This is a genomic window from Staphylococcus sp. ZWU0021 (genome assembly GCF_000798895.1).
Taxonomy (GTDB): domain Bacteria; phylum Bacillota; class Bacilli; order Staphylococcales; family Staphylococcaceae; genus Staphylococcus; species Staphylococcus saprophyticus.
This window is the reverse complement of sequence record NZ_JTLN01000034.1, coordinates 157,308-184,071: the sequence shown is the minus strand read 5'-3', so window position 1 is coordinate 184,071 and position 26,764 is coordinate 157,308. Positions and strand designations below refer to the sequence as shown.

33 protein-coding genes, 1 pseudogene and 1 riboswitch are annotated in these 26,764 nt (G+C 32.5%); of the genes and pseudogenes, 16 read left to right on the top strand and 18 right to left on the bottom strand.

Annotated features, from left to right (window positions below):
- Positions 1-165: 165 nt before the first annotated feature.
- Entirely contained in the window at positions 166-1,545 is a 1,380-nt protein-coding gene (locus tag L987_RS12975; protein ID WP_011303927.1) for an L-cystine transporter, read from the top strand.
- Between the two features lie 175 nt (positions 1,546-1,720).
- On the opposite strand, the gene L987_RS12970 is transcribed toward L987_RS12975, so the two are convergent.
- Positions 1,721-2,296 carry a hypothetical protein gene (locus tag L987_RS12970; protein ID WP_047505396.1) on the bottom strand — a complete coding sequence of 192 codons (576 nt, stop codon included), beginning with the start codon at positions 2,294-2,296 and terminating at the stop codon, positions 1,721-1,723.
- A gap of 85 nt (positions 2,297-2,381) precedes the next feature.
- Positions 2,382-3,137: an oxygen-insensitive NADPH nitroreductase gene (gene nfsA / locus L987_RS12965; protein ID WP_047505286.1), complete on the bottom strand. Its 756-nt coding sequence runs from the start codon at positions 3,135-3,137 to the stop codon at positions 2,382-2,384.
- Positions 3,138-3,540: 403 nt separating this feature from the next.
- Here nfsA and L987_RS12960 point away from each other — a divergent pair, with 403 nt between their 5' ends.
- The 5 genes from L987_RS12960 to L987_RS12940 all read left to right on the top strand — a co-directional run bounded on the left by L987_RS12960 (position 3,541) and on the right by L987_RS12940 (position 8,215).
- The gene (locus tag L987_RS12960; RefSeq protein ID WP_047505283.1) at positions 3,541-3,894 is read left to right on the top strand and encodes a helix-turn-helix domain-containing protein; all 354 of its coding nucleotides are present in this window, start codon (positions 3,541-3,543) and stop codon (positions 3,892-3,894) included.
- Positions 3,895-4,354: 460 nt separating this feature from the next.
- Positions 4,355-4,924: an alkyl hydroperoxide reductase subunit C gene (gene ahpC / locus L987_RS12955; RefSeq protein WP_047505279.1), complete on the top strand. Its 570-nt coding sequence runs from the start codon at positions 4,355-4,357 to the stop codon at positions 4,922-4,924.
- Positions 4,925-4,940: 16 nt separating this feature from the next.
- Entirely contained in the window at positions 4,941-6,464 is a 1,524-nt protein-coding gene (gene ahpF / locus L987_RS12950; RefSeq protein ID WP_047505275.1) for an alkyl hydroperoxide reductase subunit F, read from the top strand.
- A gap of 604 nt (positions 6,465-7,068) precedes the next feature.
- Positions 7,069-7,689: an NDxxF motif lipoprotein gene (locus tag L987_RS12945; protein ID WP_041079844.1), complete on the top strand. Its 621-nt coding sequence runs from the start codon at positions 7,069-7,071 to the stop codon at positions 7,687-7,689.
- A 310-nt stretch (positions 7,690-7,999) separates the two neighbouring features.
- Positions 8,000-8,215 carry a hypothetical protein gene (locus L987_RS12940; protein WP_011303933.1) on the top strand — a complete coding sequence of 72 codons (216 nt, stop codon included), beginning with the start codon at positions 8,000-8,002 and terminating at the stop codon, positions 8,213-8,215.
- A gap of 43 nt (positions 8,216-8,258) precedes the next feature.
- Here L987_RS12940 and L987_RS12935 read toward each other — a convergent pair whose 3' ends face one another.
- The gene (locus tag L987_RS12935) at positions 8,259-8,837 is read right to left on the bottom strand and encodes a histidine phosphatase family protein (protein WP_047505272.1); all 579 of its coding nucleotides are present in this window, start codon (positions 8,835-8,837) and stop codon (positions 8,259-8,261) included.
- Positions 8,838-8,976: 139 nt separating this feature from the next.
- Between L987_RS12935 and L987_RS12930 the strand changes: the two genes are divergently transcribed.
- Both L987_RS12930 and L987_RS12925 read left to right on the top strand, forming a co-directional pair.
- Positions 8,977-9,342, top strand: coding sequence for a DUF4870 domain-containing protein (locus tag L987_RS12930; RefSeq protein WP_047505269.1), 366 nt, complete (start codon positions 8,977-8,979; stop codon positions 9,340-9,342).
- Between the two features lie 103 nt (positions 9,343-9,445).
- Entirely contained in the window at positions 9,446-9,778 is a 333-nt protein-coding gene (locus L987_RS12925) for a DUF4889 domain-containing protein (protein WP_041079841.1), read from the top strand.
- Between the two features lie 367 nt (positions 9,779-10,145).
- On the opposite strand, the gene L987_RS12920 is transcribed toward L987_RS12925, so the two are convergent.
- The 4 genes and pseudogenes from L987_RS12920 to L987_RS12905 form a co-directional block, all read right to left on the bottom strand.
- Positions 10,146-11,477, bottom strand: coding sequence for a PepSY-associated TM helix domain-containing protein (locus L987_RS12920; protein WP_047505265.1), 1,332 nt, complete (start codon positions 11,475-11,477; stop codon positions 10,146-10,148).
- A 212-nt stretch (positions 11,478-11,689) separates the two neighbouring features.
- A pseudogene (locus L987_RS12915) lies at positions 11,690-12,315 on the bottom strand (LysE family translocator).
- Positions 12,316-12,692: 377 nt separating this feature from the next.
- Positions 12,693-13,007, bottom strand: a complete 315-nt coding sequence (locus tag L987_RS12910) for a DMT family transporter (protein WP_047505262.1) — start codon at positions 13,005-13,007, stop codon at positions 12,693-12,695.
- Entirely contained in the window at positions 13,007-13,333 is a 327-nt protein-coding gene (locus L987_RS12905; protein WP_047505258.1) for a DMT family transporter, read from the bottom strand. Before L987_RS12905 ends, L987_RS12910 begins: the two co-directional genes overlap by 1 nt.
- A gap of 52 nt (positions 13,334-13,385) precedes the next feature.
- Positions 13,386-13,485, bottom strand: a riboswitch (guanidine-I (ykkC/yxkD leader).
- A 293-nt stretch (positions 13,486-13,778) separates the two neighbouring features.
- Between L987_RS12905 and L987_RS12900 the strand changes: the two genes are divergently transcribed.
- On the top strand, positions 13,779-14,003 hold the full coding sequence (locus L987_RS12900) for a hypothetical protein (RefSeq protein ID WP_011303942.1): 225 nt from the start codon (positions 13,779-13,781) through the stop codon (positions 14,001-14,003).
- Positions 14,004-14,044: 41 nt separating this feature from the next.
- Here the strand turns inward: L987_RS12900 and L987_RS12895 are convergent, their stop codons facing one another.
- The gene (locus L987_RS12895) at positions 14,045-14,464 is read right to left on the bottom strand and encodes a GNAT family N-acetyltransferase (RefSeq protein ID WP_047505255.1); all 420 of its coding nucleotides are present in this window, start codon (positions 14,462-14,464) and stop codon (positions 14,045-14,047) included.
- Between the two features lie 308 nt (positions 14,465-14,772).
- On the opposite strand from L987_RS12895, the gene L987_RS12890 reads away from it, so the two are divergent.
- Entirely contained in the window at positions 14,773-14,952 is a 180-nt protein-coding gene (locus L987_RS12890; protein WP_002484285.1) for a hypothetical protein, read from the top strand.
- Between the two features lie 78 nt (positions 14,953-15,030).
- On the opposite strand, the gene merA is transcribed toward L987_RS12890, so the two are convergent.
- The 3 genes from merA to L987_RS12875 form a co-directional block, all read right to left on the bottom strand.
- Positions 15,031-16,353: a hypothiocyanous acid reductase MerA gene (gene merA / locus L987_RS12885; RefSeq protein WP_047505252.1), complete on the bottom strand. Its 1,323-nt coding sequence runs from the start codon at positions 16,351-16,353 to the stop codon at positions 15,031-15,033.
- Positions 16,340-16,774: a redox-sensitive transcriptional regulator HypR gene (gene hypR, locus L987_RS12880; RefSeq protein ID WP_047505249.1), complete on the bottom strand. Its 435-nt coding sequence runs from the start codon at positions 16,772-16,774 to the stop codon at positions 16,340-16,342. The genes merA and hypR overlap by 14 nt, the downstream gene beginning before the upstream one ends.
- Before the next feature lie 171 nt (positions 16,775-16,945).
- A complete protein-coding gene (locus L987_RS12875) occupies positions 16,946-17,350 on the bottom strand; it encodes an SRPBCC domain-containing protein (RefSeq protein WP_047505246.1) in 405 nt (134 codons plus the stop codon).
- Between the two features lie 186 nt (positions 17,351-17,536).
- Here L987_RS12875 and L987_RS12870 point away from each other — a divergent pair, with 186 nt between their 5' ends.
- The 3 genes from L987_RS12870 (at position 17,537) to L987_RS12860 (ending at position 20,468) form a co-directional block, all read left to right on the top strand.
- Entirely contained in the window at positions 17,537-17,911 is a 375-nt protein-coding gene (locus tag L987_RS12870) for a VOC family protein (protein ID WP_047505244.1), read from the top strand.
- 366 nt (positions 17,912-18,277) lie between these two features.
- A complete protein-coding gene (locus L987_RS12865) occupies positions 18,278-19,024 on the top strand; it encodes a poly-gamma-glutamate hydrolase family protein (protein ID WP_011303947.1) in 747 nt (248 codons plus the stop codon).
- A gap of 139 nt (positions 19,025-19,163) precedes the next feature.
- Positions 19,164-20,468, top strand: coding sequence for a TrkH family potassium uptake protein (locus L987_RS12860; protein WP_047505241.1), 1,305 nt, complete (start codon positions 19,164-19,166; stop codon positions 20,466-20,468).
- Positions 20,469-20,511: 43 nt separating this feature from the next.
- Here the strand turns inward: L987_RS12860 and L987_RS12855 are convergent, their stop codons facing one another.
- Positions 20,512-20,919 (bottom strand): alkylhydroperoxidase, encoded by a 408-nt coding sequence (locus L987_RS12855; protein ID WP_047505238.1) that lies wholly within the window; start codon positions 20,917-20,919, stop codon positions 20,512-20,514.
- A gap of 110 nt (positions 20,920-21,029) precedes the next feature.
- On the opposite strand from L987_RS12855, the gene L987_RS12850 reads away from it, so the two are divergent.
- Entirely contained in the window at positions 21,030-21,440 is a 411-nt protein-coding gene (locus tag L987_RS12850; protein WP_041079834.1) for an Lrp/AsnC family transcriptional regulator, read from the top strand.
- Positions 21,441-21,470: 30 nt separating this feature from the next.
- A complete protein-coding gene (locus L987_RS14265) occupies positions 21,471-21,614 on the top strand; it encodes a hypothetical protein (protein WP_155722999.1) in 144 nt (47 codons plus the stop codon).
- Positions 21,615-21,685: 71 nt separating this feature from the next.
- Here the strand turns inward: L987_RS14265 and L987_RS12845 are convergent, their stop codons facing one another.
- The 5 genes from L987_RS12845 to L987_RS12825 form a co-directional block, all read right to left on the bottom strand.
- Positions 21,686-22,984: a peptidoglycan recognition protein family protein gene (locus L987_RS12845; RefSeq protein WP_047505235.1), complete on the bottom strand. Its 1,299-nt coding sequence runs from the start codon at positions 22,982-22,984 to the stop codon at positions 21,686-21,688.
- Positions 22,985-23,181: 197 nt separating this feature from the next.
- Positions 23,182-23,370: a hypothetical protein gene (locus L987_RS12840; RefSeq protein WP_037539147.1), complete on the bottom strand. Its 189-nt coding sequence runs from the start codon at positions 23,368-23,370 to the stop codon at positions 23,182-23,184.
- 200 nt (positions 23,371-23,570) lie between these two features.
- The gene (locus L987_RS12835; protein ID WP_047505232.1) at positions 23,571-24,185 is read right to left on the bottom strand and encodes an FMN-binding negative transcriptional regulator; all 615 of its coding nucleotides are present in this window, start codon (positions 24,183-24,185) and stop codon (positions 23,571-23,573) included.
- 41 nt (positions 24,186-24,226) lie between these two features.
- Positions 24,227-24,625, bottom strand: coding sequence for a nuclear transport factor 2 family protein (locus tag L987_RS12830; RefSeq protein WP_172969224.1), 399 nt, complete (start codon positions 24,623-24,625; stop codon positions 24,227-24,229).
- A gap of 41 nt (positions 24,626-24,666) precedes the next feature.
- Positions 24,667-25,011: a DUF4260 domain-containing protein gene (locus L987_RS12825; protein ID WP_047505227.1), complete on the bottom strand. Its 345-nt coding sequence runs from the start codon at positions 25,009-25,011 to the stop codon at positions 24,667-24,669.
- A 593-nt stretch (positions 25,012-25,604) separates the two neighbouring features.
- On the opposite strand from L987_RS12825, the gene L987_RS12820 reads away from it, so the two are divergent.
- Positions 25,605-25,919 (top strand): DUF1093 domain-containing protein, encoded by a 315-nt coding sequence (locus L987_RS12820; RefSeq protein WP_225791762.1) that lies wholly within the window; start codon positions 25,605-25,607, stop codon positions 25,917-25,919.
- A 241-nt stretch (positions 25,920-26,160) separates the two neighbouring features.
- Here the strand turns inward: L987_RS12820 and L987_RS12815 are convergent, their stop codons facing one another.
- Positions 26,161-26,433, bottom strand: a complete 273-nt coding sequence (locus L987_RS12815; protein WP_047505225.1) for a hypothetical protein — start codon at positions 26,431-26,433, stop codon at positions 26,161-26,163.
- Positions 26,434-26,764 lie beyond the last annotated feature (331 nt).

Here is a 26,764-nt window from a genome sequence, read left to right as displayed (position 1 = left end):
GGTGAAATCATCGTTTTGCTACCTTTAAATTATCAGAAAATAAAGTCATTTAAAATTCATGAATTTCTTGAGTCATAGACTTGAATATTATTGAAATTGCTAATATCCTTAGTATACGTATCGGATTTCAAAAAATTATTATTAAGAAAGTGTAGGTCTTTTTTTATGTTATTAACTATTCTTAACATTATTATTTTTGTGGCCTTCCTCGTTGGATTATATGTAATGGCTAAAAGACATGTATCATTTCCTAAACGTGTATTCTCTGCCTTAGGGGTAGGAATTGTTTTTGGTGTCGTTATTCATTTAATTTACGGCGTGGATTCACAAGTAACTAAACAGTCCATGGATTGGTTTAGCATCGTTGGTGATGGCTACATTGCATTACTACAAATGATTGTAATGCCACTTATTTTCATTTCAATCGTTTCAGCATTTACTAAAATTAAAATTGGGGACAAATTCGCTAAGATTGGAATTTATATTTTTATTTTCTTAATTGGTACCGTTGCTATTGCAGCAATCATTGGTATTATTTCAGCACTCGTATTCGGACTAGATGCTTCATCTATTGACTTAGGCAGTGCCGAAAGTTCAAGAGGTAGTGAAATCGCAAGCCAAGCTAAAGATATGGCTGCTAATACATTACCACAACAAATCTTAGAATTATTACCAAGTAATCCATTCTTAGATTTCACTGGTCAACGTACAACGTCAACAATTGCGGTCGTTATTTTCGCAGCGTTTATCGGTTTTGCATTTTTACGTGTTATGCGTAAACAACCTGAAAGTGGACACTTACTTAAACGTGGTATCGATGCATTATATAATTTAGTAATGGCAATCGTGACATTTGTTTTACGTTTAACACCTTATGGTATTTTAGCAATTATGACATCTACCATTGCGACAAGTGATTTTGGTGCTATTTGGACATTAGGTAAGTTCGTGATTGCATCTTACGCAGCACTCATTGTTATGTATATCATTCACCTAATCATTGTTTCAGGTTTAGGTCTCAACCCTGTCACATTTGTTAAGAAAACTGGCGAAGTACTTATGTTCGCCTTCACTTCTCGTTCAAGCGCAGGATCATTACCACTGAATGTGCAAACTCAGAAGAACCGTTTAGGTGTACCTGATGGTATCGCTAACTTCTCTGCTTCATTCGGTTTATCAATCGGGCAAAATGGTTGTGCGGGTATTTACCCAGCAATGCTTGCTGTTATGGTAGCGCCAGCAGCTGGTGTAGAAGTTAACTTACAATTTATATTATCTGTCATCGGTGTCGTTATTATCAGTTCATTTGGTGTCGCTGGCGTAGGTGGCGGTGCAACATTTGCATCCATTATTGTATTATCTACATTAAACTTACCAGTCGCACTTGCAGGTGTCTTAATCTCTGTTGAACCATTAATTGATATGGGTCGTACAGCATTGAATGTTAATGACTCTATGCTTGCAGGTACAGGTACAGCAAAATTAACAAACAACCTAGACAAAGACACTTATAACGACAATGAATATGCCGAGATTACAAACTAATATACTTGAATTAATCACTAAATCCGAGTAGCAAGTTTAGTCATAATTCAAGTAAATGGAAAAAGGTTGGAACACATACTGCTCGTTTCACTGTCTCACAAGAGATAGTTGAACGTTGTGTTCCAACCTTTTTTATAGTTTTTATCAACTTCTTATTTAATATCACTAATTGCGTCTAATACTCTGGTTTAAAAGGTCCCCACGTGATTTTATGTTTTCCATCGAGCGACAGTGTATCGATTAATTTTGACACATCATCAAACCACTTTAGAAATGCAGGTGTTTTCTCTAATTGTGCTTCTATACTGTCTTCGGTAATGTCGTGAAGATACCACGCTTTACTTTCAAATTCATATTGAACTTGAGAATACGCGAGTCTCGTCATACCTACACTATTATATATACAGTTTATTTGTTTAACCATATTAGGCGCCTGAGTAACGATACTATTTGAAATGACCTTTTTGTGCGCTTCATTATCTAAATCATTCCACATTCTTAACTGTCCATTCATTTGGAAGAATATATCAATCGTAGGGTCTTTTTCATCAAAGGAGATCAAGATGAAGATGCGTTCTGCCGTATAATCTACTGAATTAATAACACCGACAATTAATTTTTGAGCCATCTTTTCCCAATAGTGTTGGGCTTCATCGGGCGTGAGTTTACTATTTGATGAATAAATATAGTTTTCATTTTTATTCTGAAGCTCCGAAGCATCTGATTTTTTTCTAAAAATCTTATCAAACATATTCAACTTAATCCCCCCTTTCGAGTTATCTCAGGATATTAAAAATATTGAAATTATTATAAGTAAATCTCAGTTTTTCAATGAATTATTTTTTAATAAATCCTGATTTATTCAGTTGTTCTAACATATCTAGTCGTTGCTTCGCGCTCATAAAGTTAGCAACTTGATTAGACCATGATTCAGTACGTTCGCCATTTGTACGTGAACTATAATAGTCACTCACTGTTTGATCATATGCTTTTAATGTTTCACGTTGGCTATCTTTATCACTATCATATTTATTAGCATGAAATACATGTTCAAATGGCAATCTTGGTTTAGGGCTACCATTTTCATCATCTTCTGGAATACCTAATGCCATACCAAAAAGTGGGAAAGTATGTTTAGGTAATTCTAAAATTTCTCTTACTCTTTCCACATCGTTTCTCAATGAACCTAAATACACCATGCCATAGCCCATATCTTCAGCTGTCGCTGCAATATTTTGAGCTACTAATGTCGCATCAATAGTGCCTACAAGTAATCCTTCAGCAGATTCAAATGATGTTTGCATATCATGTTTAGATTCCTCATTGATAATGGAATGTCTATAATAATCCATTACAAAAACAAATAAATAGCCATTTTCAACAACATAAGGTTGCCCAGATACTTCTTTCAATTCTTCCTTAATTTCTGGATCATTGATACCAATAATTGAATAGGCTTGTAAATAACTTGAAGTTGATGCACTTTGACCAGCTTCTACCAGTTGTTTTATATGCGCTTCTGATATTGGTTCCTTTTTAAATTTTCTAACTGAATGATGATTCTTCAATAAGTTGTATACATGCTCAGACAATGTTAACCGCTCCTCTTTACATAAAGTTACTCATAGCATAACAAAACAGCGACTGCTTTGTTTACATTATGTTTACCCGTTTTCATTACTATTAAAAGACTTAGAGGTAAATAACTTACTTATTGCAATACAGATTAATCGTATCATTATAAAAAAATCGCACCATGCATGGTTTATTAATAGTTAAATTATTTTATATCACGGTACAAATCCAATTAATGGGTATAATATAATTAAAATCATTCAATCAATAATTGCGATATGTTATACATAATTTTTCTATATTTTTTTATGAAATACTTTCAAATCACAGATGCGCCTTTAGGTTGCTTTAAAATATATGATTTGGTGCGTGACGCATTAAAGGCTCTATATTAAATTATTCGTAAAGGGAGTGATTATTATGGAAATCGGATCAAAAATAAAAGAAAAACGCGAACAAAAACACTGGTCTCAAGACGAACTTGCAGAGATATTGAATATTTCAAGACAAAGTATTTCAAAATGGGAATTAAACAAAGTTTATCCAAGTATTGATATGCTCATTAAAATGAGTGATCTGTTTGATATCTCTTTAGATGAACTAATCAAGGGCGACAAACAGTTTAAAAAAACAATCATTGAAACATACCAAGATCCTGTATCGTATCATCATCAAAAAAGAGGCATGAATGGTTGGGAATTTTTAGCTGGACACTGGTGGCTATTCTTCCCGATTGCGGGCATGATTTGGTGGATGTTGCGTTCTTTTATTTAACAAATTGAATAACGCCGCTCAGGACAGTCTGCTATCCGTCTAAACAATGAAATCATTGATTGCTATATAGCTTATAAAAGATGAACAGACCATAAGCACGTAAATATTCATCTATATGAATTTAATCAGCACCCAATAATAATATACTTTTTTTAAATAGCCTTTCTTCTCATTTTCATGTTTTAGTTGAGAATTTAAAGGCTATTTATTATTTATACAGCGTTATTTTACAAAGTATAACGCTCGATTTTAATGTAAAAATACATTTTTATTGTATGCTGAAACACAGAGTCAAAGTGGTTTTTTTAAGCGTTTTCTCAAAATTCTTCTGTGTTGACGAATAATGAGGGAAATGCAATAATAGAATACGAAGATTAGAATTATTATAATTAAGAAACAGAAAAATCTACCCTTACTTAATTCTAATTGAAAATATGTTATTAAATAGGAGGATATTTTTATGTCATTAATAAATAAAGAAATTTTACCATTTACAGCTAACGCATACGATCCACAAAAGGATGAATTCTTCGAAGTTTCAGATGAAAACTTAAAAGGTTCATGGAGTGTTGTTTGCTTCTACCCAGCAGACTTTTCATTCGTATGCCCTACTGAATTAGAAGACTTACAAGGTCAATATGATAAATTACAAGAATTAGGTGTCAACGTATATTCTGTATCAACAGATACACACTTCGTACACAAAGCTTGGCATGATCATTCAGATGCAATTAGTAAAATTCAATACACTATGATTGGTGACCCTTCTCAAACAATCACACGCAATTTTGATGTATTAGATGAAGATCTAGGACTTGCACAACGTGGTACGTTTATCGTAGATCCAGATGGCGTTGTACAAGCAGCAGAAGTTAACGCTGACGGTATCGGCCGTGATGCTAGCACATTAGTACACAAAATCAAAGCAGCACAATATGTACGTCAACACCCAGGCGAAGTTTGCCCAGCAAAATGGGAAGAAGGTTCAGAAACATTACAACCTGGTCTTGACTTAGTAGGTAAAATCTAAGGAGGCATTGATTTAAATGCTAAATGATCAGCTTAAATCACAATTGCAACAATTACTTCAATTGATGGAAGGCGACGTAGTTCTAAAAGCGAGCCTTGGTTCAGATGATAAATCTAAAGAACTGAAAGAACTTTTAGATGAAGTATCTGCCGCGTCCGATTACATTACTATAGAAGCATCTGACTTGAAACGTACACCAAGCTTTTCAGTAGATAAACCTAATGAAACATCAGGTATTACTTTTGCTGGTTTACCAATGGGTCATGAATTTAATTCTCTAGTTCTTGCTTTGTTACAAGTAAGTGGTCGTCCACCAAAAGAAGAACAAGCCATTATAGATCAAATTAAAGCAATCGATCGTCCACTACATTTTGAAACGTATATTAGCTTAACGTGTCAAAAATGTCCCGACGTAGTTCAAGCATTAAACTTGATGAGTTTATTAAATCCAAATATTTCTCATACAATGATAGATGGCTCTATTTTCAGAGAAGAATCTGAAAATATTATGGCAGTACCCGCTATTTTCTTAGATGGCGAAGAATTTGGAAATGGACGCATGACGATCCAAGATATTTTAGCAAATCTTGGTAGTCAAGCAGACCCAGCTGAATTTAACGATAAAGCACCATACGACGTATTAATTGTCGGTGGTGGTCCTGCAAGTGGTAGCGCTGCAGTCTACACTGCACGTAAAGGTTTACGTACTGGTATCGTCGCAGACCGTATCGGTGGTCAAGTCAACGATACAGCTACCATTGAGAACTTTGTCACTGTTAAAGAAACAGATGGGCCTAAATTCTCATCTGCATTAGAAGATCATATTAAACAATATGATGTCGATGTCATGACAGGTATTCGTGCCAGTGATATTGAAAAAACGGATGACGGTATTGTCGTAACATTAGATAATGGTGCTCAATTGACGAGTAAGACGGTTATTATTTCAACAGGTGCGCGTTGGCGTAAACTAGAAGTCCCAGGTGAAGAAGCATTAATCAATAAAGGTGTTGCATTCTGTCCACACTGTGACGGCCCATTATTTGAAAATAAAAATATCGCTGTTATAGGTGGCGGAAATTCAGGCGTCGAAGCTGCAATCGACTTAGCTGGCATCGTTGAACATGTTACATTACTTGAACGTAACGCTAACCTTAAAGCAGACAATGTTTTACAGGAACGTTTAAACAGCTTACCTAATGTAACAGTTATTAAAAATGCTCAAACAACCGAAGTACTTGGAGACGATGCAGTGACTGGTATTAAATATCAGGATAAGGCACAAGGTGAGGAACATACGCTAGATTTAGAAGGTATCTTTGTACAAATTGGATTACTACCTAATACAGAGTGGTTAAACAATTATGTAGAACTAAATGATGCCAAAGAAATTAAAGTAGACCGCACGAATGCGACAAGTATCCCAGGTATATTTGCGGCAGGCGATGTCACTGATGATCGCAATAAACAAATTATTATTTCAATGGGCGCAGGTGCTAATGCAGCATTAAATGCTTTTGATTATATTATCAGACATTAGTAATACCCATTATCGTCACTGAAAATTAAAAATTTGAGATATAAATCCCCCCATTCTCAAATAAGAGGAGTCTGAGACATAAATAGATGTTTTAGGCTCCTCTTTATATTTAAAATCTCACTATTTAGACCGTCCATGTTTGCCTAAAATCTGGTTCAAATCTATAGTCTCTCACTCATACTATTTCCCCACGGCGTCAGCAAATTACAAAATCACTACAATATATGAATGCCCAAAAATTAAGACTTTTTCACATAAGGAAATGACTGACATCTCATTGTAAAACGAATCACCGTGTCAACTAGAGGTATTCATCTCCCATATGCTTTTTCACATCATATAGCTTATTTGATGATTAATTGAAATACAGCACATATCTAAGTAACATTTTATTATGAAAATCTAATGAATATTTTTAAAATTACTAAGTTCATCTCTTTTCTTTTATATTTTGTTCAAAAGATTGTGCATTTTATTATTTAATACATCATTCAAATAAATAGCACTACATGATACGCTTAAGTTATAATTTTTAAGAACGTGTTTATACATTCATTAGTTTGTTATATACGTATGATTATTTTTAAAGGAGCAGTTTTTATTTATGAAAAAAAGTATATTACTCTCATTGGTCTTAGTGCTAACTGTGATACTCGCAGCATGTTCAAATGATGAATCCGATGATGACAAAGGTTATAGTGGAAAAAACGCACCTAAAAATGTTAAAACAATTACTGAACAAGACATCTTTAATTCAGACAAAAGTGGCGAAACACTAAGCGAAGCAGAAGCTAATAAAGCAATTAAAAAATATCTAGATGTGAACTCAGATATTATAGACAATAAGTATCTAATCCAATACCAATTAGATAAGCAAACAGGTACAGATACAAAGATTACCGATAAACAAGCAAAACGTTTATCCGAACTATCACATAACTCAGTTAAAAATGATGTGCGTTTCAAAAAGTTCGTAAAAAACAACAAATTCCCAGATGGGTATGAAGAAAACCTCGATCGAATCGTTAATTACTTTACAGCCTTAAATAGCACAATCAAAAATGCTGACGAAGACATTGAGCAATTAGATTACCAGCCACAAAACAAACTTAATGTTGCAGATGTACCAACAAAATATGCTGGAGATGTTAACGGGAAACAACAAGATAAAATCAAAAAATTCTTAAAAGATAAAGGTATTAAATCTGACGCCGTCGACAAATAAGTGACAAACTTATAGTTTAGATATGTTTTCCAACTCTGTCGCTACCTAAGTATTTACAAAATATTCGGTTAAGTTACAAAGAGATTACATGACACCTTTTCAAATTTATAAAGGGCTCAAGCCTATTTATATCCATATTAACCATGGTCTATGACTTATTTCTGTAAAAAACCTTACTTAATTGTAAGGTTTTTTAATATGATATCCCTTTTTTTCACAAAGTAACATTTGTTATGCTTATTTATAAGTTAAAGAACAAATGCATCGAAGCTCAGCCAATCAAGTAATAATTTTAAGGAGGAACACCTTTATGATATTAACAATTTTAATAGGTGCCATGGCTGCTATCTTCATAGCTTTTAATCTCTTTGAGAAGAAAGAAAAATATGGCGTTGTTTCTTATAAAACAATCGCACTTAGTGTAACTTACGTCATACTTGCCGTAATTGTCGGAAGTTTTTTAGACAATTTCAACACGCTATTCCAAGGATTTCATGATAGCTTAACAGCAGCTAAAAGATATTAACCTGAACCGACGATGTCGTAGTTCAGGCTTTTTATGTTAATGGCTATTTTTCTAGTTCATAAGGTAAACAGTTTTCAATTTTTCTATCAATCACTGTAGCTTCCGAATCATATCCTAAATATACGAAGCAACAACGTATAACAACTTGATGTGCTACGATAGCAATGGAATCGAGTGAATCATCAATTTCATTTTCAAAAAATTGTTTAACACGTTCCATAACATCCGCATAACTTTCTCCCTCTGGCGCCTTTTGCGTAAAACTGTGACGAAATTCAAGATAATTTTGATCTTCAAAATAGCGTGTATAAGATGAATTTTGTTCCACTGCTTCAACAATTTTACCTTCAAAAACACCAAGCGAACGCTCTCTTAACAAAGGGGTCACGCTTACCGGAATCGATTTATCAAATATCGCATTATAAGTTTGACGTGTCCGTAATAAATCCGAAATATAAATATGATCTATTGCTTTTTTGTCAAAATAGCTCTGTAATAATTGAGCTGACCATGTGCCTCTCTCAGTAAGTGGTACATCTAATTGTCCACAGAAATAATTTTTCCCTTGTTTCTTATCATAATTTGATTGTGACTCACCATGTCTTACCAAATATATTTTCATATTAACCATCCTCTCTTTTCGTATGCATATGCGCATGATTACCATAATCAATTGGATTAACTAACAATACTGTCATGTTAAGCTTTTACTCTATATTTTTTGAAACTACCTTGTTAGTATACTAACTGAGGTGATACAAATGAATGACAGAGTTATACAAAACAGTACACAAGGAGAACGTGTTCTCGCAGCACTGAGTTATTTTAGTATCTTTTTTGCACCAATCATATTACCTATTTTTATATGGATTTTTGCTGATAGACCTACTTCTAACCACGCAGCTAAATCGTTAGCTTATCATATTATAACGTATATTGGACCGATACTTTTAATTCTCAGCATTGGATTTGGTGGCGTCTTAATCAATAATAGTTCTACCATTACCAGTGTGATAATGATTACAGTGGCAATTATTTTATTCGTCATAACCGTTTGGTATACGATCAAAAATATTTATCGTGGTGTCAGAGTATTGATCTCTGAACACGCTTATTTCCATCCCTAAACTGAATAGCAATTTATTTTTTGACAAAATTAGCAACATTTTAAAAGGTTATATACGAATTTACTTTAATCCTTTATGCTTAACATAAAAGGAGACAGAGTATATGAATAAAAAATTAACAATTTCTATCATTAGTATTTTAGTCATTATTGGTGTCGTCTTCACCATCTTTATGATTACATCGAGTCAAAAGAGCACATATTATGGCTATATGTCAGATAGTACAACTGCTGAAAAAGTAGTCAGTGAAAAAGATGGTCTCGTGACTAAAAACGTTAAAATAGACAATAAAAATGACGATTTCAAACCTAAAAAAGGTGACTTTGTTAAATTAGTTTCTAAAGATGACGGCAAAACATTCTATAAACAAGAAGTTGTAAAACACGACGATATTCCACATGGTTTAATGATGAAAATACATGAAATGGAAATGTAATCTATACATTTAATGTGATTACTACACAAAAAGCAGGGAGGCTCATAGAGACCTTCCTGCTTTTTGAATGTAGACAAATTCTGCGCAAGTATATGCGCGGAGTTTATCTATTTTAATTATTAGTCTTATTTTTAATACAGAATGAGAGTGGGGGCAGAAATCAAATTTTCTAATAGAGTTCTCGTAGGCTCACCTATGCAATCAAGTCAATATTTTATTGACAGTGATTTATGTCGACTCCTGTGGGAATAGCACTAGCCAAAGACTACAGGCTAAGGCAGTGCCGCGGAAAGTGTGCATAAAAAAACTGCCAACAAAGTCGGAGACTTTGTCGACAGTCTGAAAGCAGTAAAATTCCGTTCGTGCACTATCGATTCTTTTTATCCTTAAAATAAAGCAATAGCTCTATTAAGAAAACGATAATAAGAGAAAAACCAAATAATGGCATCAATATCCCTAATATAACCAGTATGATAACCAATGGAATAGACATTGGCTTTTTAACTCTTTTTGGTATTTTAATTTGCGTTGCTTTCATTTTCTTAATCCAAGACGTTAGACCCAGTCCTACCGCAGCAAGTAATGCGATACATACAAGCAAGTTAATCACTTTATTGGCAATACCGAACAAATGACCTTCATGCAGAGGAATACCCCATGTAAACCATTTACCAATTATGCCGTACTCTTGATATTTCACCTTACCTAAATCTTTACCATTATATTGATCTATATATAACGTCTGTTCATCGTAAGGTGACACGTCTAAGCCTGTCACACCTGTATTACTACCTTTCGAAACTGTAAATGCCGCTTCTTCACTCGTTGGATAAACAATTGAAAATGGCTTCGTAATGCCATCTTTTTGTGCTTCTGCAACAACTTTATCAATCGAAATTTGTTTTTCAATATCTGTTCTTGGCATTTCACCACTACCATGATGCGCAGATCCGCTCTCAGACTCTGGTTGCTTATTTTTACGTGTTGCCCAAGGTATTTCATTCACATCTGATTTAGGTGGATTAACTGCCAATTCTGACTGTCCCAACTCTCCAGAATTATCCATAACACTCGCAATTTTAGCCCCCATAAATCCAGACCATGGCAAGCCAGTCAATACAAGCACAAACACCGGTATGGCAATGATAATCCCAAGTGTAGCATGCCATTTTTGGAATCTTAATCGCTTACTTTTATTTGTAATTAATTTTTTCTTAATTAACATATACGTTCCAGACAATATCATGAAAATAGTCCAACACGCTGTCAGTTCTACCAAGTAATTAATAAAAGTATTTTCAGTAAATAATGAGCTATGTATATTTCGTACAACGTTCGCATACGTATGTTTTGCATTTTGATCAGCAACAATTTGATTATTTTGATCTAGAAAAACATAACGTTGGTTCCCTGCCATATCATCTAATGTAATTCTACTATTATAAGGCTCTTCTAAAATACTAACTTTACTTATGTAAAAACCATCAAATTTATCTTCTACTTGATCGACTGCCTGATTAAGTGATTGATGTTCTTTTACAGGACTATCACCGAAAAATTCTGTCTTATAAATATTATTTTCTACTTCTTGGAAAAACAGAAACCCAATGCCCGAAATTGTTAACGTAATCAGTAGCGGCGTAATAAATAACGCTGCATAGAAATGAAGCCTCTGTAATGGATTAAATATATTTTTCAAAAGTTTATTTCCCCTCTCTCTTTTAATATTATAAATAACTAACAAGATTATTGTGTAGATAAATTGTGAATATTTCAAAAGAGTTTTAAAAACAATTATCTACAATTTAAATTATTTTGTTTATTTATGACTATGGTAACTTGTAATTTAAAATGGGATAAAATAAAACGTCCAACACATCAAGTAATGTCTCAGACGTTCATACATGGTATTTAACTACTTTTACTCAATAGCAGATTAAGTGATAAGCCAATCAATATTGCGCCAACCGTATAATCAAAAATTGCTTTTATTTTTCTATTAGTAAACAATATCTTAATATATTGAAAATATAAACACAGAAAATAAACCAGAGCAAAATAACTGTGGTCACAATTGCAGTTAATATAGCAATTTTAGATGTAACAGCTTCACCAGTACTTAAAAATTGCGGCAATATACTGATATAATAAAGTAATGCTTTGGGATTTAAAATCGTACTAAAAAAACCTTGTCTATATGAACTTAAATAAGTAATACGCTGTGCTTTCATCTGAGATGTTGAAAAGTTCATACTTTGTCTTGCACTGATGATACTTCTAATTCCTAAATATATAAGATATATAGCACCTAAAATCTTAATTGTCACAAAGACATAATACATATTAGCCAGTATAAAAATAATACCGAACACAGCTAACAATGAATACACTATATGCCCTGACGCAATACCTAAGGCTGCCATAGCGCCATTACCTTTTCCTGAGGTAATTGAATTTTTCATTACGACAAAGAAATCCGGCCCCGGAACAATAATAATCATTAATGTTATGATAATAAATGCTGCCAAACCTTCCATAGACTACATCCCACCTTTGTACTTCAGGCATCAGTTACCAAATATCCCCGCAATATCGTAATTAACAGTTTTTATTTTAACTCATATGATTTGAGGAAAAATGAATGCTTATGTGACAATATTACATTTTTATTGAAGCCTGATTACTAGATATGATATATTAAAGGTGTAGTTGGAAACCGACTACTAGTCTTTTATATTCATGAACATATTACTCTTAAGGCGGCACGGATGTGTCGTCTTTTTTTATATAAACGTACATTGTCTACACTGCAATACTGTGTTTCGAGATCCTTCACGTCCTATATAAACTTGAAAATTGAATAATACCGCATCACATTTTTGACCGTATAATATTTACCAAATTGTCCTTCACTTTAACTCACTAATTTTAAACCAATCGTACTTCCCAATATCACTAAAATACATACTACTCTTTTAATATCCTTAGATTCATTATAAAAGATCATCCCAAGAATTGCGCCACCTACTGCACCAATACCTGTCCAGATTGCGTACGCTGTGCTCATCGGAAGGTACATCATTGCGGTAGATAATGCCATGAAACTCACAGCAAAAAAGAAAATGAGTCCCATTGCATCTCGTTTTTGACGATGATGCACATATGCATTTAAAAAATTTATACCTAACATTTCAAAGACACCTGCAAAAACTAATAAGATCCATGCCATTATGCTTCTCCTCCTTTATTTGTAGTTACTAATTTCAGGCTAATGACGCCTGCAAGTAAAATGACAATTAACATTATTTTCATAACATTAAACGGTTCGCCAAAAAACAAGAAATCAAACAACGTAACCCATGTTGTTCCGAGACCTACAAACACGGCATACGCTGAGCCTACAGGCAGAACCTTTGAAGCATCTACTAATAAATAAAAGCTTACAAATATAGCAATCATCGTAAACAGCCATTCCCACCAAGATGACGCATGGGTTAAACCAATCACCCATCCTACTTCAAAAAATGTTGCGATAATAATTTTGATCCAATTCATTCCTATGTCCTCCTTTAAAATAAAAAAAGCCTGGGAGATAGTGTTAATTACTATCTCCCAGGCTTTTATCCTTCCGTGTCACATAAAAATATGTGGCTTTCTCTCGGACCAGACCAAAGTAATCACCTTGCGGAACCCTAGAAAGCTTTATTCGATTAATTGTATCGTAGCAAATTACACTAACGATTACAAGCATGCTCATTCATTTCACCCAGTTTAAAATAATTATTATTAAGAAAAGGCTTAAGCATGCGTTTACATGTGAAATTTTACAAATTTCTAAGATTTTTTAAGTCAAAACCCTCTACATTTTATAAATTTTAATGTATAATCAGTTATAGATTATAATTATTATAATATAGATAAAGATGAGCTGAAATTTATTCTCATTTACATCAATCAATGCTTCAAATGCATTGAAATATAATATAAGCGAGGGATAACGATGCAATTACTAAATTATAAAATGCACAATGATGAACTAATCGCTACTGTACTTTCCGACAAAAAGCAATTATTTAAATATACTTTTGATGTTACGACGCCAGAATATGAAATATTAGATGTCCTTGAAGAAATAAATCACTATGTAGACAATGGACAACACCCACTTGGTTGTTCTTTACTTAAAAATTATGCCTACGAGGACGTGAGTCACAATCTTTTATAATCTTCTTTACACAACAAAAAGATGAGTATATCTGTTATGAATTAAACAGTATACTCATCTTTTAATTTTGCATTATTATAAATAGCCATTCCAGTTTTTAATTTTCGAAATCCAATCGCTTCGTAAAATGATTCATTCCCAGTTGTTGCGATAAGATGAATACAAGAAAGTTCCCCCAAATAATTCACCATTTCTTGAACAATTTTATTGCCAACGCCTTTAGATTGATAAGCGGTATCTACTACAACATCATAAATCGCGGCATTAAACACACCATCTGACATCGCTCTGGCGAAACCAATCACTTGGCCCTCTCTTTTTGCAATCACGACATGTGTCGCAGTATTAAATAGTGTAATCACTTCTTCTTGATTATGGCCATTCCAATGGTTCCCATGATAAATGCGCACTATTTCATCTATATCATTCATATCAAATTGATACTCATATTTTATATCCATTTAGCACACCTTCCAAAATAATTTTCAATATTTATAAACCACATCGTTCTTTATATATGAATTATTAAATAATATATATATTTTAACATGAATCTTTAAAAATTAATGGATGTCATAGCAATCTATTGATTTTAATACATATTAACTAATTTCATTATTACGTATAACGCTGATCATGATGTATAAATAGAAATATACATTGTACACGTTAATTATTAGCGACTGACGGGTAAATATATATTAAACGGGGCGATAACATTGTCACGCAACGCAATCAATACTGAATATTTATTAGGAGGCGACTTATCATGTGGATTGGTTCAATCATACTCATCATTGTCGGTATTGTGTTACTCATCATAAATCAGCAGACTTCTAAAAAGGAAGGCGTAAGCAAAAAACAAAGTTATATTAGTATCGGCATTGTTTGTATCATTATTGGTGCTTTTTACCTTATCGGACAGATTATTAAAGCCTTGGTTAGTTAAAGTCATATAAAAAAGCTCGGGTCTATTATGAGACCCGAGCTTTTGCATACTTATATCGAACGTGAAATTTAGATTTATTTACATATTAAATAAATCATTAAATGACTCTACCATCGTTGGATGTGTATAAATATTTGTATTCAATACTTTATATGATAATTTTTGATCAATGGCTAATTTCACTAAATTGATAATTTCTTCAGATTCTTTACCATATAACGTCACACCTAAGATGGTTTCGCTGTCTTTATCAACGACTGCTTTAAATAAGCCTCTTGGGTCGTTGTTTACTTTATGTCTAGGGATTGTATTAACTGGAACCGTATTTTCCATAATATGATATCCCTGTGCTTTTGCTTCTTTACTAGTTAAACCAACACGTGCTAATGGTGGATCGATAAATACAGTATAAGGCACCGCGCCACGATTTTCAGTAGAACGTTCACCATTTCCAAATAATTGATCTTTCACGATTCTAAAGTCATCTAATGAAATATATGTGAACTGCATACCACCTTTAACGTCGCCTAATGCATAAACGTTTGCTGCAGTTGTTTGGAGGTGTTCATTTACTTTAATTTCACCATGTTCACCCAATTCAATATCTGTATTTTCAAGATTTAAATCTGTATTGGGTTTACGACCAGTAGCTAATAGTACAGCATCCGCTTCGTATGTGCCATCTGTCGTATGAACAAGTGTACCTGCTTCAACATCTTCAAATCTTTCTGTATTCGCGTTTAAGACGATATCGACTTGTTTATCTGCTAAGTCTTTTTTAACTTCTTTAACGATATCTTCGTCTTCTCTCGGCATGATATCATCGCCACGTTCTAGGACAGTGACTTGTGTACCAAAATTGGCAAATATAGATGCAAATTCTAATGCAATATAGCCACCACCAACAATAACTAATTTTTTAGGTTGGAAATCTAGATTCATAATACCTGTAGAATCATATAAATTTTTTGAACTTTCTACACCATTAATCGGTGGAATAACTGATTTTGCACCTGTATTAATGACTACATGCTCTGCAGATAATGTTTCTACCACATCACCTTGATCATTTAATAAATTGACTTCGCGATTCGATTTAAATTTAGCTGTGTAATCTAATACATCAATATTGTCTTCATCTGCTAAATTATGATAGTTCTTGCTATTTAATGCATTGACAACATCTGTTTTTCTTGAAAATGCTTGGTCAAACGAACCATGGTCTAAGCCTTCATGTACAAGTGTTTTAGAAGGAATACAACCGATATTAATACAAGTACCACCATACATCTCTTGAGATTTTTCAACGACAGCTACTTTTTTACCTTGTGCTGAAGCAAATTTCGCTAGTGTTTTACCACCTTTACCAAATCCTATAATCACTAAATCATACTGTTTCATGAGAATCCTCCTTTAATACTTCATTTAATACGTCATGGATAGTTACACTTTTATAATAATCAATTAGTAAGGCTTGCTCTCTTTTATGAAAATTAGACATTGTATGACCTATTTCCCTGGAAATTTCACAGTCACTACCTTCATCACCTGTAAACAATCGTCCATCCGATCTTTCTTCACTAAATGCAACAAATAATTCAGCGAGATTCACCTTCATTGTTTGATCATTCGCTTGATAGCCACCGTATTTACCACGGCTTGCATCCAAGTACTGTTGATCGTTCAATTTTCTTGTGACTCTTCTTAACTGTACAGGATTAACACAAATTCGTTCTGCTAATTCACTACTGCTATACCGTTCATCCGGATGTTTCACTAAAAACGTCAGAAGATGCACAGCAATATTAAACTCTAAATTCATGAACATCACCTTTTAATTGTAACTTTTATAATTACATTAAAACGCATAGCGTTTACTTTGAAAAGTATTTTGCTTATATTTTTGTATTCCCTCTTTTTTAACTTTTATAAAAAAAAGAGCGAGATTGCATCTAATTAATTTAGATTTCTATTTCTCGCTCAATCACTTTCACTATAAAATGGCTGCTCTAATGGTAACGCCATGCTCTAAGTAGACTTTCAAACAACTGAGCATATAAACCCAGCCTTCTTTTTGACCTAATAATTGCTTCACATATTGCGTGTCGAAGTCTTTTTCAGTTGTTGTTACAACAGTGCCCGCTTCACTCTCTTCAAATTGAATGGTTACAGGATGTGCACCCCAAGTAAACGCTATTAACTGGTTATCCTCCACCCGCTCAATGTTGATATTTAACTCAGCATCATATTCTTCATAACGGAGTGTAATGGTCTTACCTTGTTCCCATCTTTCAGAACTAGAAGAGAACCAGAATCCTCCAATTTTCTCTGGATCTACAAATGCTTCAAAAACAGTTTCTCTTGGTACATCAACTTGCATTTTTGTTATGATATCCATCCCAACCACGTCCTTCCTATTTGTATAATATAATATGAATTTTACATATGTTTGACATGATTTGCACTTAGCATGATATTTTATGACGATTTGACTTCACATAGTTTGAACAGTTAATTATTTTGTATTACTTGTTTTATTTTATATACTTAAAGTTAAGTACTACAAAATTATGGAGGCGATATAATGATTCAAAGATTAGATGAGGTAATGATTTATGTTTATAATCATGATAAAGCAATTACTTTTTGGACTAAAAATTTAGATTTCAAAGTAGTAGAAGATACTGAAGAATTGCAAATGCGTGTGGTTAAATTGGCACCCAATGACGATGCGCAAACTGCCATTGTTCTACAAGACAAAGCTAAAGTAGATGAAATGGATATGGGCGTTAGCACTGATACACCCTCTTTGATTTTTGCTACTACACAATTCGATGAACTATTTAATCGTCTAAAAGATAGCCAAGTAACTGTTGGCGATATTATGACATTATCTATGGGACGCGTTTTTAATTTTGCTGATGAAGAAAACAACTATTTTGCAGTAAAAGAAGTTTAGATTCCAACATAGTTTGAGCCGTTCTATTTTATTTGTCATTGATATTGATAATGGGCTAACTGTCTATCATTCATCACTTTATTACCAAAGTAACAAGATTGTAATAAATATATGACACGATTAATGTTTGATTTCTGGGAGTGGGACAGAAATCAAATTTTCTAATAGAGATTTCGTAGTCCCACCCCGGCAAGGATGACTAGGATTGAAATGTTTACCTGAGCTAAAGCTCATGCATAAGTCTCACTAACTTAATGAATTAATCAGTGAGACTTTACATTTTCAATTCAGTCATCTACTACCTAAATGAAAAAGAGCCTGTGACATCTATTTCTGTCTTAGGCTCATGCTTAACAAGGGAGTATTATGAAAAACGCATTCCATTCTTATTTATATTATTTAATTATGTTGATTATTGTGGGAATTATTCTGGCTACACTTTATTTTTTATATGTTTGGAAAAATGATCAACCACAAAATCAAGATCATTATAAAAATTTCACTGAACTTAAATCAGATACTAAAGAACATCGTGATTGGCAAACAAATGCCAAAACAACAAATAACAAAGATATACTCGTTACAGCGATTCATGGAGGAGGCATTGAGCCTGGCACTTCAGAATTAGCTAAACTTATTTCTAAAAAAGGTGATTATAATTTATATAGTTTTGAAGGTTTAATGAAATCGAATAATCAAAAATTGCATATTACCTCAACCCGTTTTGATGATCCCAAACTAATTAAATTAACGAATCAATCAAATGAATCGATTTCGATACACGGTATACAAGAACAGAAGAAAGTTGTCTATATCGGTGGTAAAGATAAAGCTATGGCCAAATCAATTACTAAAGAACTCGAAAAAGAAGGATTTAATGTTGAAAAGAGCCCCAACTATGTTAATGGAGATTCCAGTAAAAATATCATCAATAAGAATGATACGGGCTCGGGCGTTCAATTAGAAATCTCAACTCAGTATCGTAAATCTTTTTTTGATCATGGGCGTCTCGATAGAAAAACACGTGAAAATCCCAATGATTATAAACAATCAATATACGATTTTGCTGAAGCTGTAACAAAAGGTATTAAGGAACAAACAAATAAAAATTAATAGGCAACTTAACCAGAATCGTTAAAACTATATGACGATTCTGGTTTTTTAAATTCAAAAAGTTTTCTAAAAAATTTACTTTCTTTTTTAAAGTATAGGTATAAAATACAATTGATTAAAATAGTAAAGGAAATGAATCATGAAACAATTAACTAAGCCTTTATACTTTTACCTATTACTTTTTATTACAACAACACTGATTGGCGCGTTACTATTATATTTGCCAATCACAGGTAAACATCCTATTGATTTTGTGGACGCCTTTTTTATAGCTGCTAGTGCATTTACGGTAACTGGGTTAGCTACTATAGATGTCTCTACCCAATTCAATTGGTTGCGCGATACGATTATCATGTCACTCATACAAATCGGTGGATTAGGGATCGTCACTGTGACACTTTTAACCTTTATATTAATCAATAAGCGAATTAGTAATAAAAGTCGCTACCTCGTCATGGCAATGTGGAACATTGATACGCCTGGGGGCATAATCCGCTTAATCTTACAATTTGTTTTGTATAGTTTGGTAACTGAACTTGTAGGTGCGTTATGTATTGCGTTATCCTTTATTCCAAAGTATGGCTTAGGACAAGGGGTGTTTTTAAGTATATTCACTTCTGTGTCTGCTTTTAATAATGCTGGTTTTGCACTTTTCAAAGATAACCTAATCAGTGCGGTTAACGACCCTATTATCACTATAACCGTGCCCTTATTAATTATTATGGGTGGCATAGGTCCACTTGTATTTCTTGATTTAGTAACAACACAAAAATTAACTAAACTTAAATTACATTCCAAAATCGTTTTGAGTACAACTTTCATATTAATCATCGTCGGTAGCATTTCGTTTTTCATTTTAGAATATCCATCCACATTAAATCATTTATCTTTGATTGAAAAAATTGGAGCTTCATTTTTTCAATCCGTCACAACACGTACTGCTGGATTTAATACCGTTGATATCGGACAAATTTCCACACCTACATCAATGATGATGATGTTATTTATGTTTATCGGTGGTGCACCCATCAGTTCTGCTGGTGGTATCAAAGTAACCAGCTTAGTTCTGACGCTATTATTTATAAAAAGTACATTAAGAAACGAGAGCCATTCAGCTATATTTAAAAAATCTATACCTGAACGTACACTTAAAATTGCTGTTACCATCACGCTTTTAGCAACTATCTTTGTATTAAGTATATCGTTTATTGTGAGTGTGCTAAATCCACATACATCCTATACGACCGTATTATTTGAAGTTATTTCAGCGTTCGGCACTGTAGGTTTAAGCATGAATTTCACAACTGACTATGGTACTGTAACTAAAATCATTATTATTGTAACGATGCTTATTGGTAAAATTGGCATCCTCACTTTTGTGCAATTATTTATTAGTGAAAAGAAACAATTATTCCATTATGCAAAAGACAATGTACAGTTATAAACAAGCACATATCCAATTCAATTGGACATGTGCTTGTTCTAATTTATACCTCTAATTTCATTATTGCTCCGAAATATTGCTGACATGTTGTAAACGTTATAAAAGCAATAAGTTCACTCATTTCTGCTTCAGTCAAATGGTCGTTTAAAGTCTGTAAAATATAATCAGGAATCTCCGTTCCTAGTTTCATATAAACATCAACAAAACCAAGACATATCATAGATTTTTCATCAGTAAATTTTCCCGATGGTTTCCCTTTTGCTTTACAATACGCGCATCCGTGATTTTGAGCAAGCATGCTTCTTATTTCTTCTTTTAAATCGCTAGACAGTTGGTTATCTGTTTCTAGAGATTCACTTAAATTACTCCAACTTAACATGATATCTTTGTTATATCCAAGCAACTTTTGAAAAGGCGTAGTACCATTTTCCGATAATTGAATTAATGCCATTATAATCACTCCTTGATTATCCATTATTTTATGGCATTATTAACTATATTGAAATGCTATTTTTTAAGTAAAAATAGTTAAATGCTTTATTATTTAAGGAGTTTTTATAAATGGACTTAACAAATAGAAAAATTTTACAAAGTTTAAATGAAGATAGTAGCAGATCATTAAGCGATATTAGTGAAATTACAAATCTTTCCATCCCCGCTGTTCGTGAACGCATTAATAAATTGAAGGATTCAGGAATTATAAAGAACTATACCATTGATATTGATTACAGTGCTTTAGGCTATGATATAGATATCATCATTGAAATCGTTATTAAAAACAATTTATATAAAGATTTCAAAACCTTTATTGCAGAACAGAGCCACGTCGCATTTTGTTATCGTATATCAGGAGATAGCTGCTTTTTATTTAAAGCAAGATTTAAAACCATGCAAGATGTAGAAACGTTTATAGATATTTTGCAAAAATATGGCCATACAAAAACACATTTTATATTTTCAGAAACGGTTTGATATCAAACGTTCCTTCTTTCAATTACTACTTTGAATAAATATCAAAATGTGATGCAAGTCGTTCTTTTAACGGATAACACTGATAAAACAAGATATTTTTATGAAAAATACGGTTTATTTTCAAATGATAAATATCATACTGTTGCATTTATGCTATTTAGACATACGCTTTAAGATCTTTATATAAATTAAAAGAGACACTTCACTATTGTAATTTAACAATTAAATGAAGTGTCTTTATTAATCTATTTCATTTTCAGTATTTGACCGACTTTAATACTATTGGAATTCAATTTGTTATCTGCTTTAATTTTATCTACAGTAGTCTTTTGATTTTTAGCAATACTGTATAATGTATCACCTTTTTTTACGGTATATGTTTTAACTAAATACAGTGTTTGACCTTTACTAATGCTATCAGATTTAAGATTATTCCACTTTTTAATATTATCTACACTGACGCCACTTCTCTTTGAAATATTATATAACGTGTCACCAGTGACAACTGTATGAGTATCGCCGGATATGTCGCTATTATTACTTGGTGCTTTCAACTTTAATGTCTGACCAACTGATAAGGAATTACTCTTCAAGTTATTCCAATTTTTAATATTATCAATCGTTACACCACTTCTTTTAGAAATACTATACAATGTATCGCCTTTAACCACTTTATAAGTCGCACCTGTAATAGCGCCATTGTTCCCACCAGAGAGTGCTTTATAATGTTTTTGAACTAAACTGTAAAACTGATTCATATTGTATCCCCATTGACTAAAATAACCAACTGGATCAGAGTGATCTGTGCCGCCCCAATATTGGCTGATGGCATTGTGACTAATAATTGTGCCTGTTCCCTGATTATTATCTGCAAGTGACGGTGTTAAACCATTTTCTTTTAACATTTTTGCAGCTAAGTATGCCTGATTATTAACAGATTTAGCAAAATCATCAAACGTATTAGATCGTGTTAATTCAATTTGATAAAAATACGGATTGGCATTTGCACCAGCACCCCATGCTAAATAGTTACTCGGCGCAGTTTGAATAATTTTATCACTGCTTGCATAGGCATGCACGAACGCACTATTGTAATTGTTGTACATGTAGTTCACTTCACCATCAATCGTACTGCTTGGATTGGCCGTTTCATGAATAACTACGCCTATAAATTTTCCAGACTTATAATTATATTTAGGTAAATTATTCATTCTAGCATCTTGGACGATTTGGGCTGGCTTTATATTATTATTTGCAATATATGTATTGACGTCTTGGTATGCTCTATTCGCAAACGTACGTGCTTCAACAGTATTATGTTCTGCTACTTTATTATGTAATTTTAAATCTTCTGGTGTTAATTGGTCCTTCAGCGCTTGTGGGCTCATCTTTTGAGCTTTTTCAAAATTAATCGGCTTACTTGTATTCTCTTTTTCATTTTTTTCTGTTGTTTGCTTATGATTGCCTTCTTGCGCTTGTGCGACTGTTGTACTTAAAATTAAACTCGTTGCCAATACTACTGACAAACTCAACCTATATTTCATAAAATATCTCCTTTGTTTTGACCATAGCCATATTAGAAGTGCCACTGTATATTCAAACACCTATATTTTTAGTTTATAATATTATCCAAACATTCACAAAAATTTTTATTATTTTATACTACTTATTATTTTTGGTGATTTCACTATAAATTTATTTTGAAAATTAAAAACCACCATCTTCAAAGATGGTGGCTTCATTATATATCAGTGAACACACTAGATAATATTGCGATTAATGCAATGACTAATACAAATACGAGCAATGCATCAATTCTTTTTTGATTACGACTTTTAGGCGGTTTCCTAAATTCTTTTAATGCCACAATACCTGCTACTATTACAAGCACTAAACAAATCAAGTGGAAGATTAATACAAACGTAGCCATGTTCATCACCCCTAATATGATCAATATAAATTCAAACGCAAGTGTTTATAATTAAGCATTCATGAACTTATTAACTTAAAAGCATAATGAATTTCATCGTATAAAGGTTAGTCTGCGCGTAGTCTTTGTATTAAAATACCCCTTTCATAACAATCAGAAACGAAATTCTAGAATTCACTTAGCATTAGATCATCTTTCTCTTAAGATTGTCTATGGTCTTTTATAACATCTGCCAGTTGTTGCTCAGATTCGTCATCACTTTCAGCTAAATGTTCCACAATCGTTGTGTAATCTTTTTCAGATTTATTCTGACTTAATTTATATGCAGCTTGTATGTCATTCACTTTAATTTTGAAACCAACAATACCCTTGATTTGTTGTTTGGTATTATCCGACAAATTATTCCAAGTTGCACCATCTTCTCGATGTGCCTCGTATCGATCTAATAGTTTTGCTAAATCTGCCTCAAGCGCTTCATGCGTTAATAACTGTCCTTCCCCATAAATATGAACACTTTGATAATCCCAAGTTGGGACATCTTCATTTTCATACCATGTAGATGAGACATAGCCATGTGGTCCTTGGTAAATGACTAAAATTGACTTATTGTTATTCAATGTTCGCCATTGCTGATTACCTTTTGCCAGATGTCCAGAAACATACAGCTGCTTATCATCCTCATAAATATTCACTGGCACATGTGTGGCAACAGGTTGTTCCCCATCAATCGAAACGACTGTCGCAAAATTATGTGCGTTGATAAAACGTTTGATTTCCTCATAATCTTTCATTTCATAATATTTAGGAATATACATCATTCCCACCCCTTTAATCAGTAAATACAATAATGCAAAATTTATATATTGGCTAAGCCTTGTACATCATGGTGATATGCTTTAGTCAACTCACGACATGAAGTGACTTTACCAGACTCATTAAATTTAAATATCGCATAGACTTCAATATTGCCTTTCGAACTATCTTTTTTCTCTACCCTAACATCATATCTTAAAAATATAGTTTGTTGTTGTTCGTCTATCAACATATCTTTAAATTGCTCTATTGTTAAAGTCTTTACCACTTCTTTTAATTTTTGAAGATGCAACTTAAATTCCGTTAAATTTAACGTATCATGATCTGTTTCTTGTATATACTCAGCTGCAAAATAATGATCTATTTTTTCAGTATCCAAATTAATCAGGATATCTTGGTATAAATTTTCAATTTGTGTTTTTAATAATTGCTTATCCAACATATGTCTCATGCCTCCATCTTTTATTATTGAAAAGGAATTTTTCAAAGTTTTTGTATGGTCGTTATTTTAAAATCTGAAGCGTACTTTAATCCATAACCAAGCGTTCGATCCATACTTATATGCGTGAACCAAATAAGTGCAATTTGCATTAAAACAGGCTCTTTAACCCATAAGTATAATATTGTTACTAAGGTTGGCAACACGTACGTATATCCCATATTATAGACCATGCTACCTATCCGTTTATTAAATACATAGCCAATGGCAGTTAAATCTGGCGCTAATAAAAATATTAAAAAGAGCCAAAAAGAAAAATCAAACATAAAATATAAACTAATGACTAGAATTAAAACAAAGGCATTTTCCACTTTTATTAAATTGCGCATGTAACATCTCCTAATCATAAAAACTGAAGCGTATCGATTTATAATTATAGTTTATGGCAACAACTAAAGATATACAACTATGTATAATCTTTAATAAATTTACATAAAATTTATATATGACTTACAATGTTATCACTTGAGTAATGCATTGTTTATTACATTATTTTTTTGTGTTTTACTTGTTTTATCGGAGGTGAAATATCTTAGATCATGATAACAATCAAAACGTACTTTCATCATTAAATTATTTTAGTGTATTTTTTGCGCCAATCTTATTTCCTATAATTGTTTGGATATTCACTCAAAAACCAGTAACCACACATGTCAAAAAGGCACTATTAAACCATATAGGTGTGGCAATTTTTTATTTTTTAAGTAGTATCGACTTTATATTTTCTAAAGAAGTCTATGAGAAACCCTTTGATAACCCCATGACGATTTCCTATACCTCTATCGCGCTAGGTTTACTTTTTGCAGTTATCGTCGTTATGCTATTTATCTTTAATTTAATTCGAGGTATCAAGCTTTTATCAAAATAATTACTAAGCATCCAAATAAATATATCAAAAATAAATTTCATAGGAGTTCCTATTATGACCCGTTCTAAAAAATTCATCATTATGATCACTACAGTCATTGTTATCATTGCATTCATCTTCCTTGCTTTATTTGCTTGGAAAATTTATGCTGAACGCAATTATAATAACACTAATATACGAGAGGCTGCTCAATTCAATCCTTTGATTAGAGAAACTGACTATTATGTACAAGTAAGTAATCCACTTAAGAAAAATGGTAAAAATCAAGTCGGAGCATATACTTATATGACCGATGGTTTCGATAAAGATGGAGTAGGTCATACAGTTACTTTTAACGGAATGAAAAAACTAAAAAAAGAGCTTATTTAAAGGTCTCTTTATTCTTAGGAGAAGCGAAATCATACAATGAAATCTCTAAAGATAAAGTTCCTCATAAGCCATTAAAAAAACTAGAAATGCAACAGTAATAATAAAATGAGGTTATCAATCCTGCTTGGTTTTTATATAATTGATGTAATCGTCGCAAATATTTTTCTAATAATTCTCATGTGAAATCCTCTTTGCTTGAATTTATTATTCAAATTAACCCATCCATTATTGAATTAAAAAATTATCCAAAAATGATGTATACCAGTACTATGATAAAAAGAATGTTATATATGATTTTCTTAATATTTTTTTCTTCGAAATGTGGTACTGAATCTATTATCAAGCTCAGTACAATGAGTACGCCAGAAAATTTAACGATATAGTCTAAGAACTGCCAATCAAATATGATAGCTAGTACTAATGAACCTAATGTTAAGACTAAAGCTACTATCCCTGCTGTATTGGCAATAGATGCTAATGTTTTATATCGTTCCTGTTCATTATCTTTAGTCATACTATCTCCCCTTAAAAACATAGTTCGCAACTTAATTATATGTTAACATAAATTCTATTGAACATGTATTGTGTATAAAAACACCCATCAACACTTAGAGTTAATGGGTCATATTTATACTATTTATCTTTTTTGAAATTTTCTACAAAAGTTTTTTTAATATCCTCAATCAATGATCTGCTACCGATTAAATTAGATATGACGCTCATAATAAAGGTTATTATTTTTCCAATGATATCCATATAGCACGCTCCCTTACTATATAAATACCATATTATCCACAATATAATCATATTTACATAATAGATTTTAAAAACATAATTATATTCTT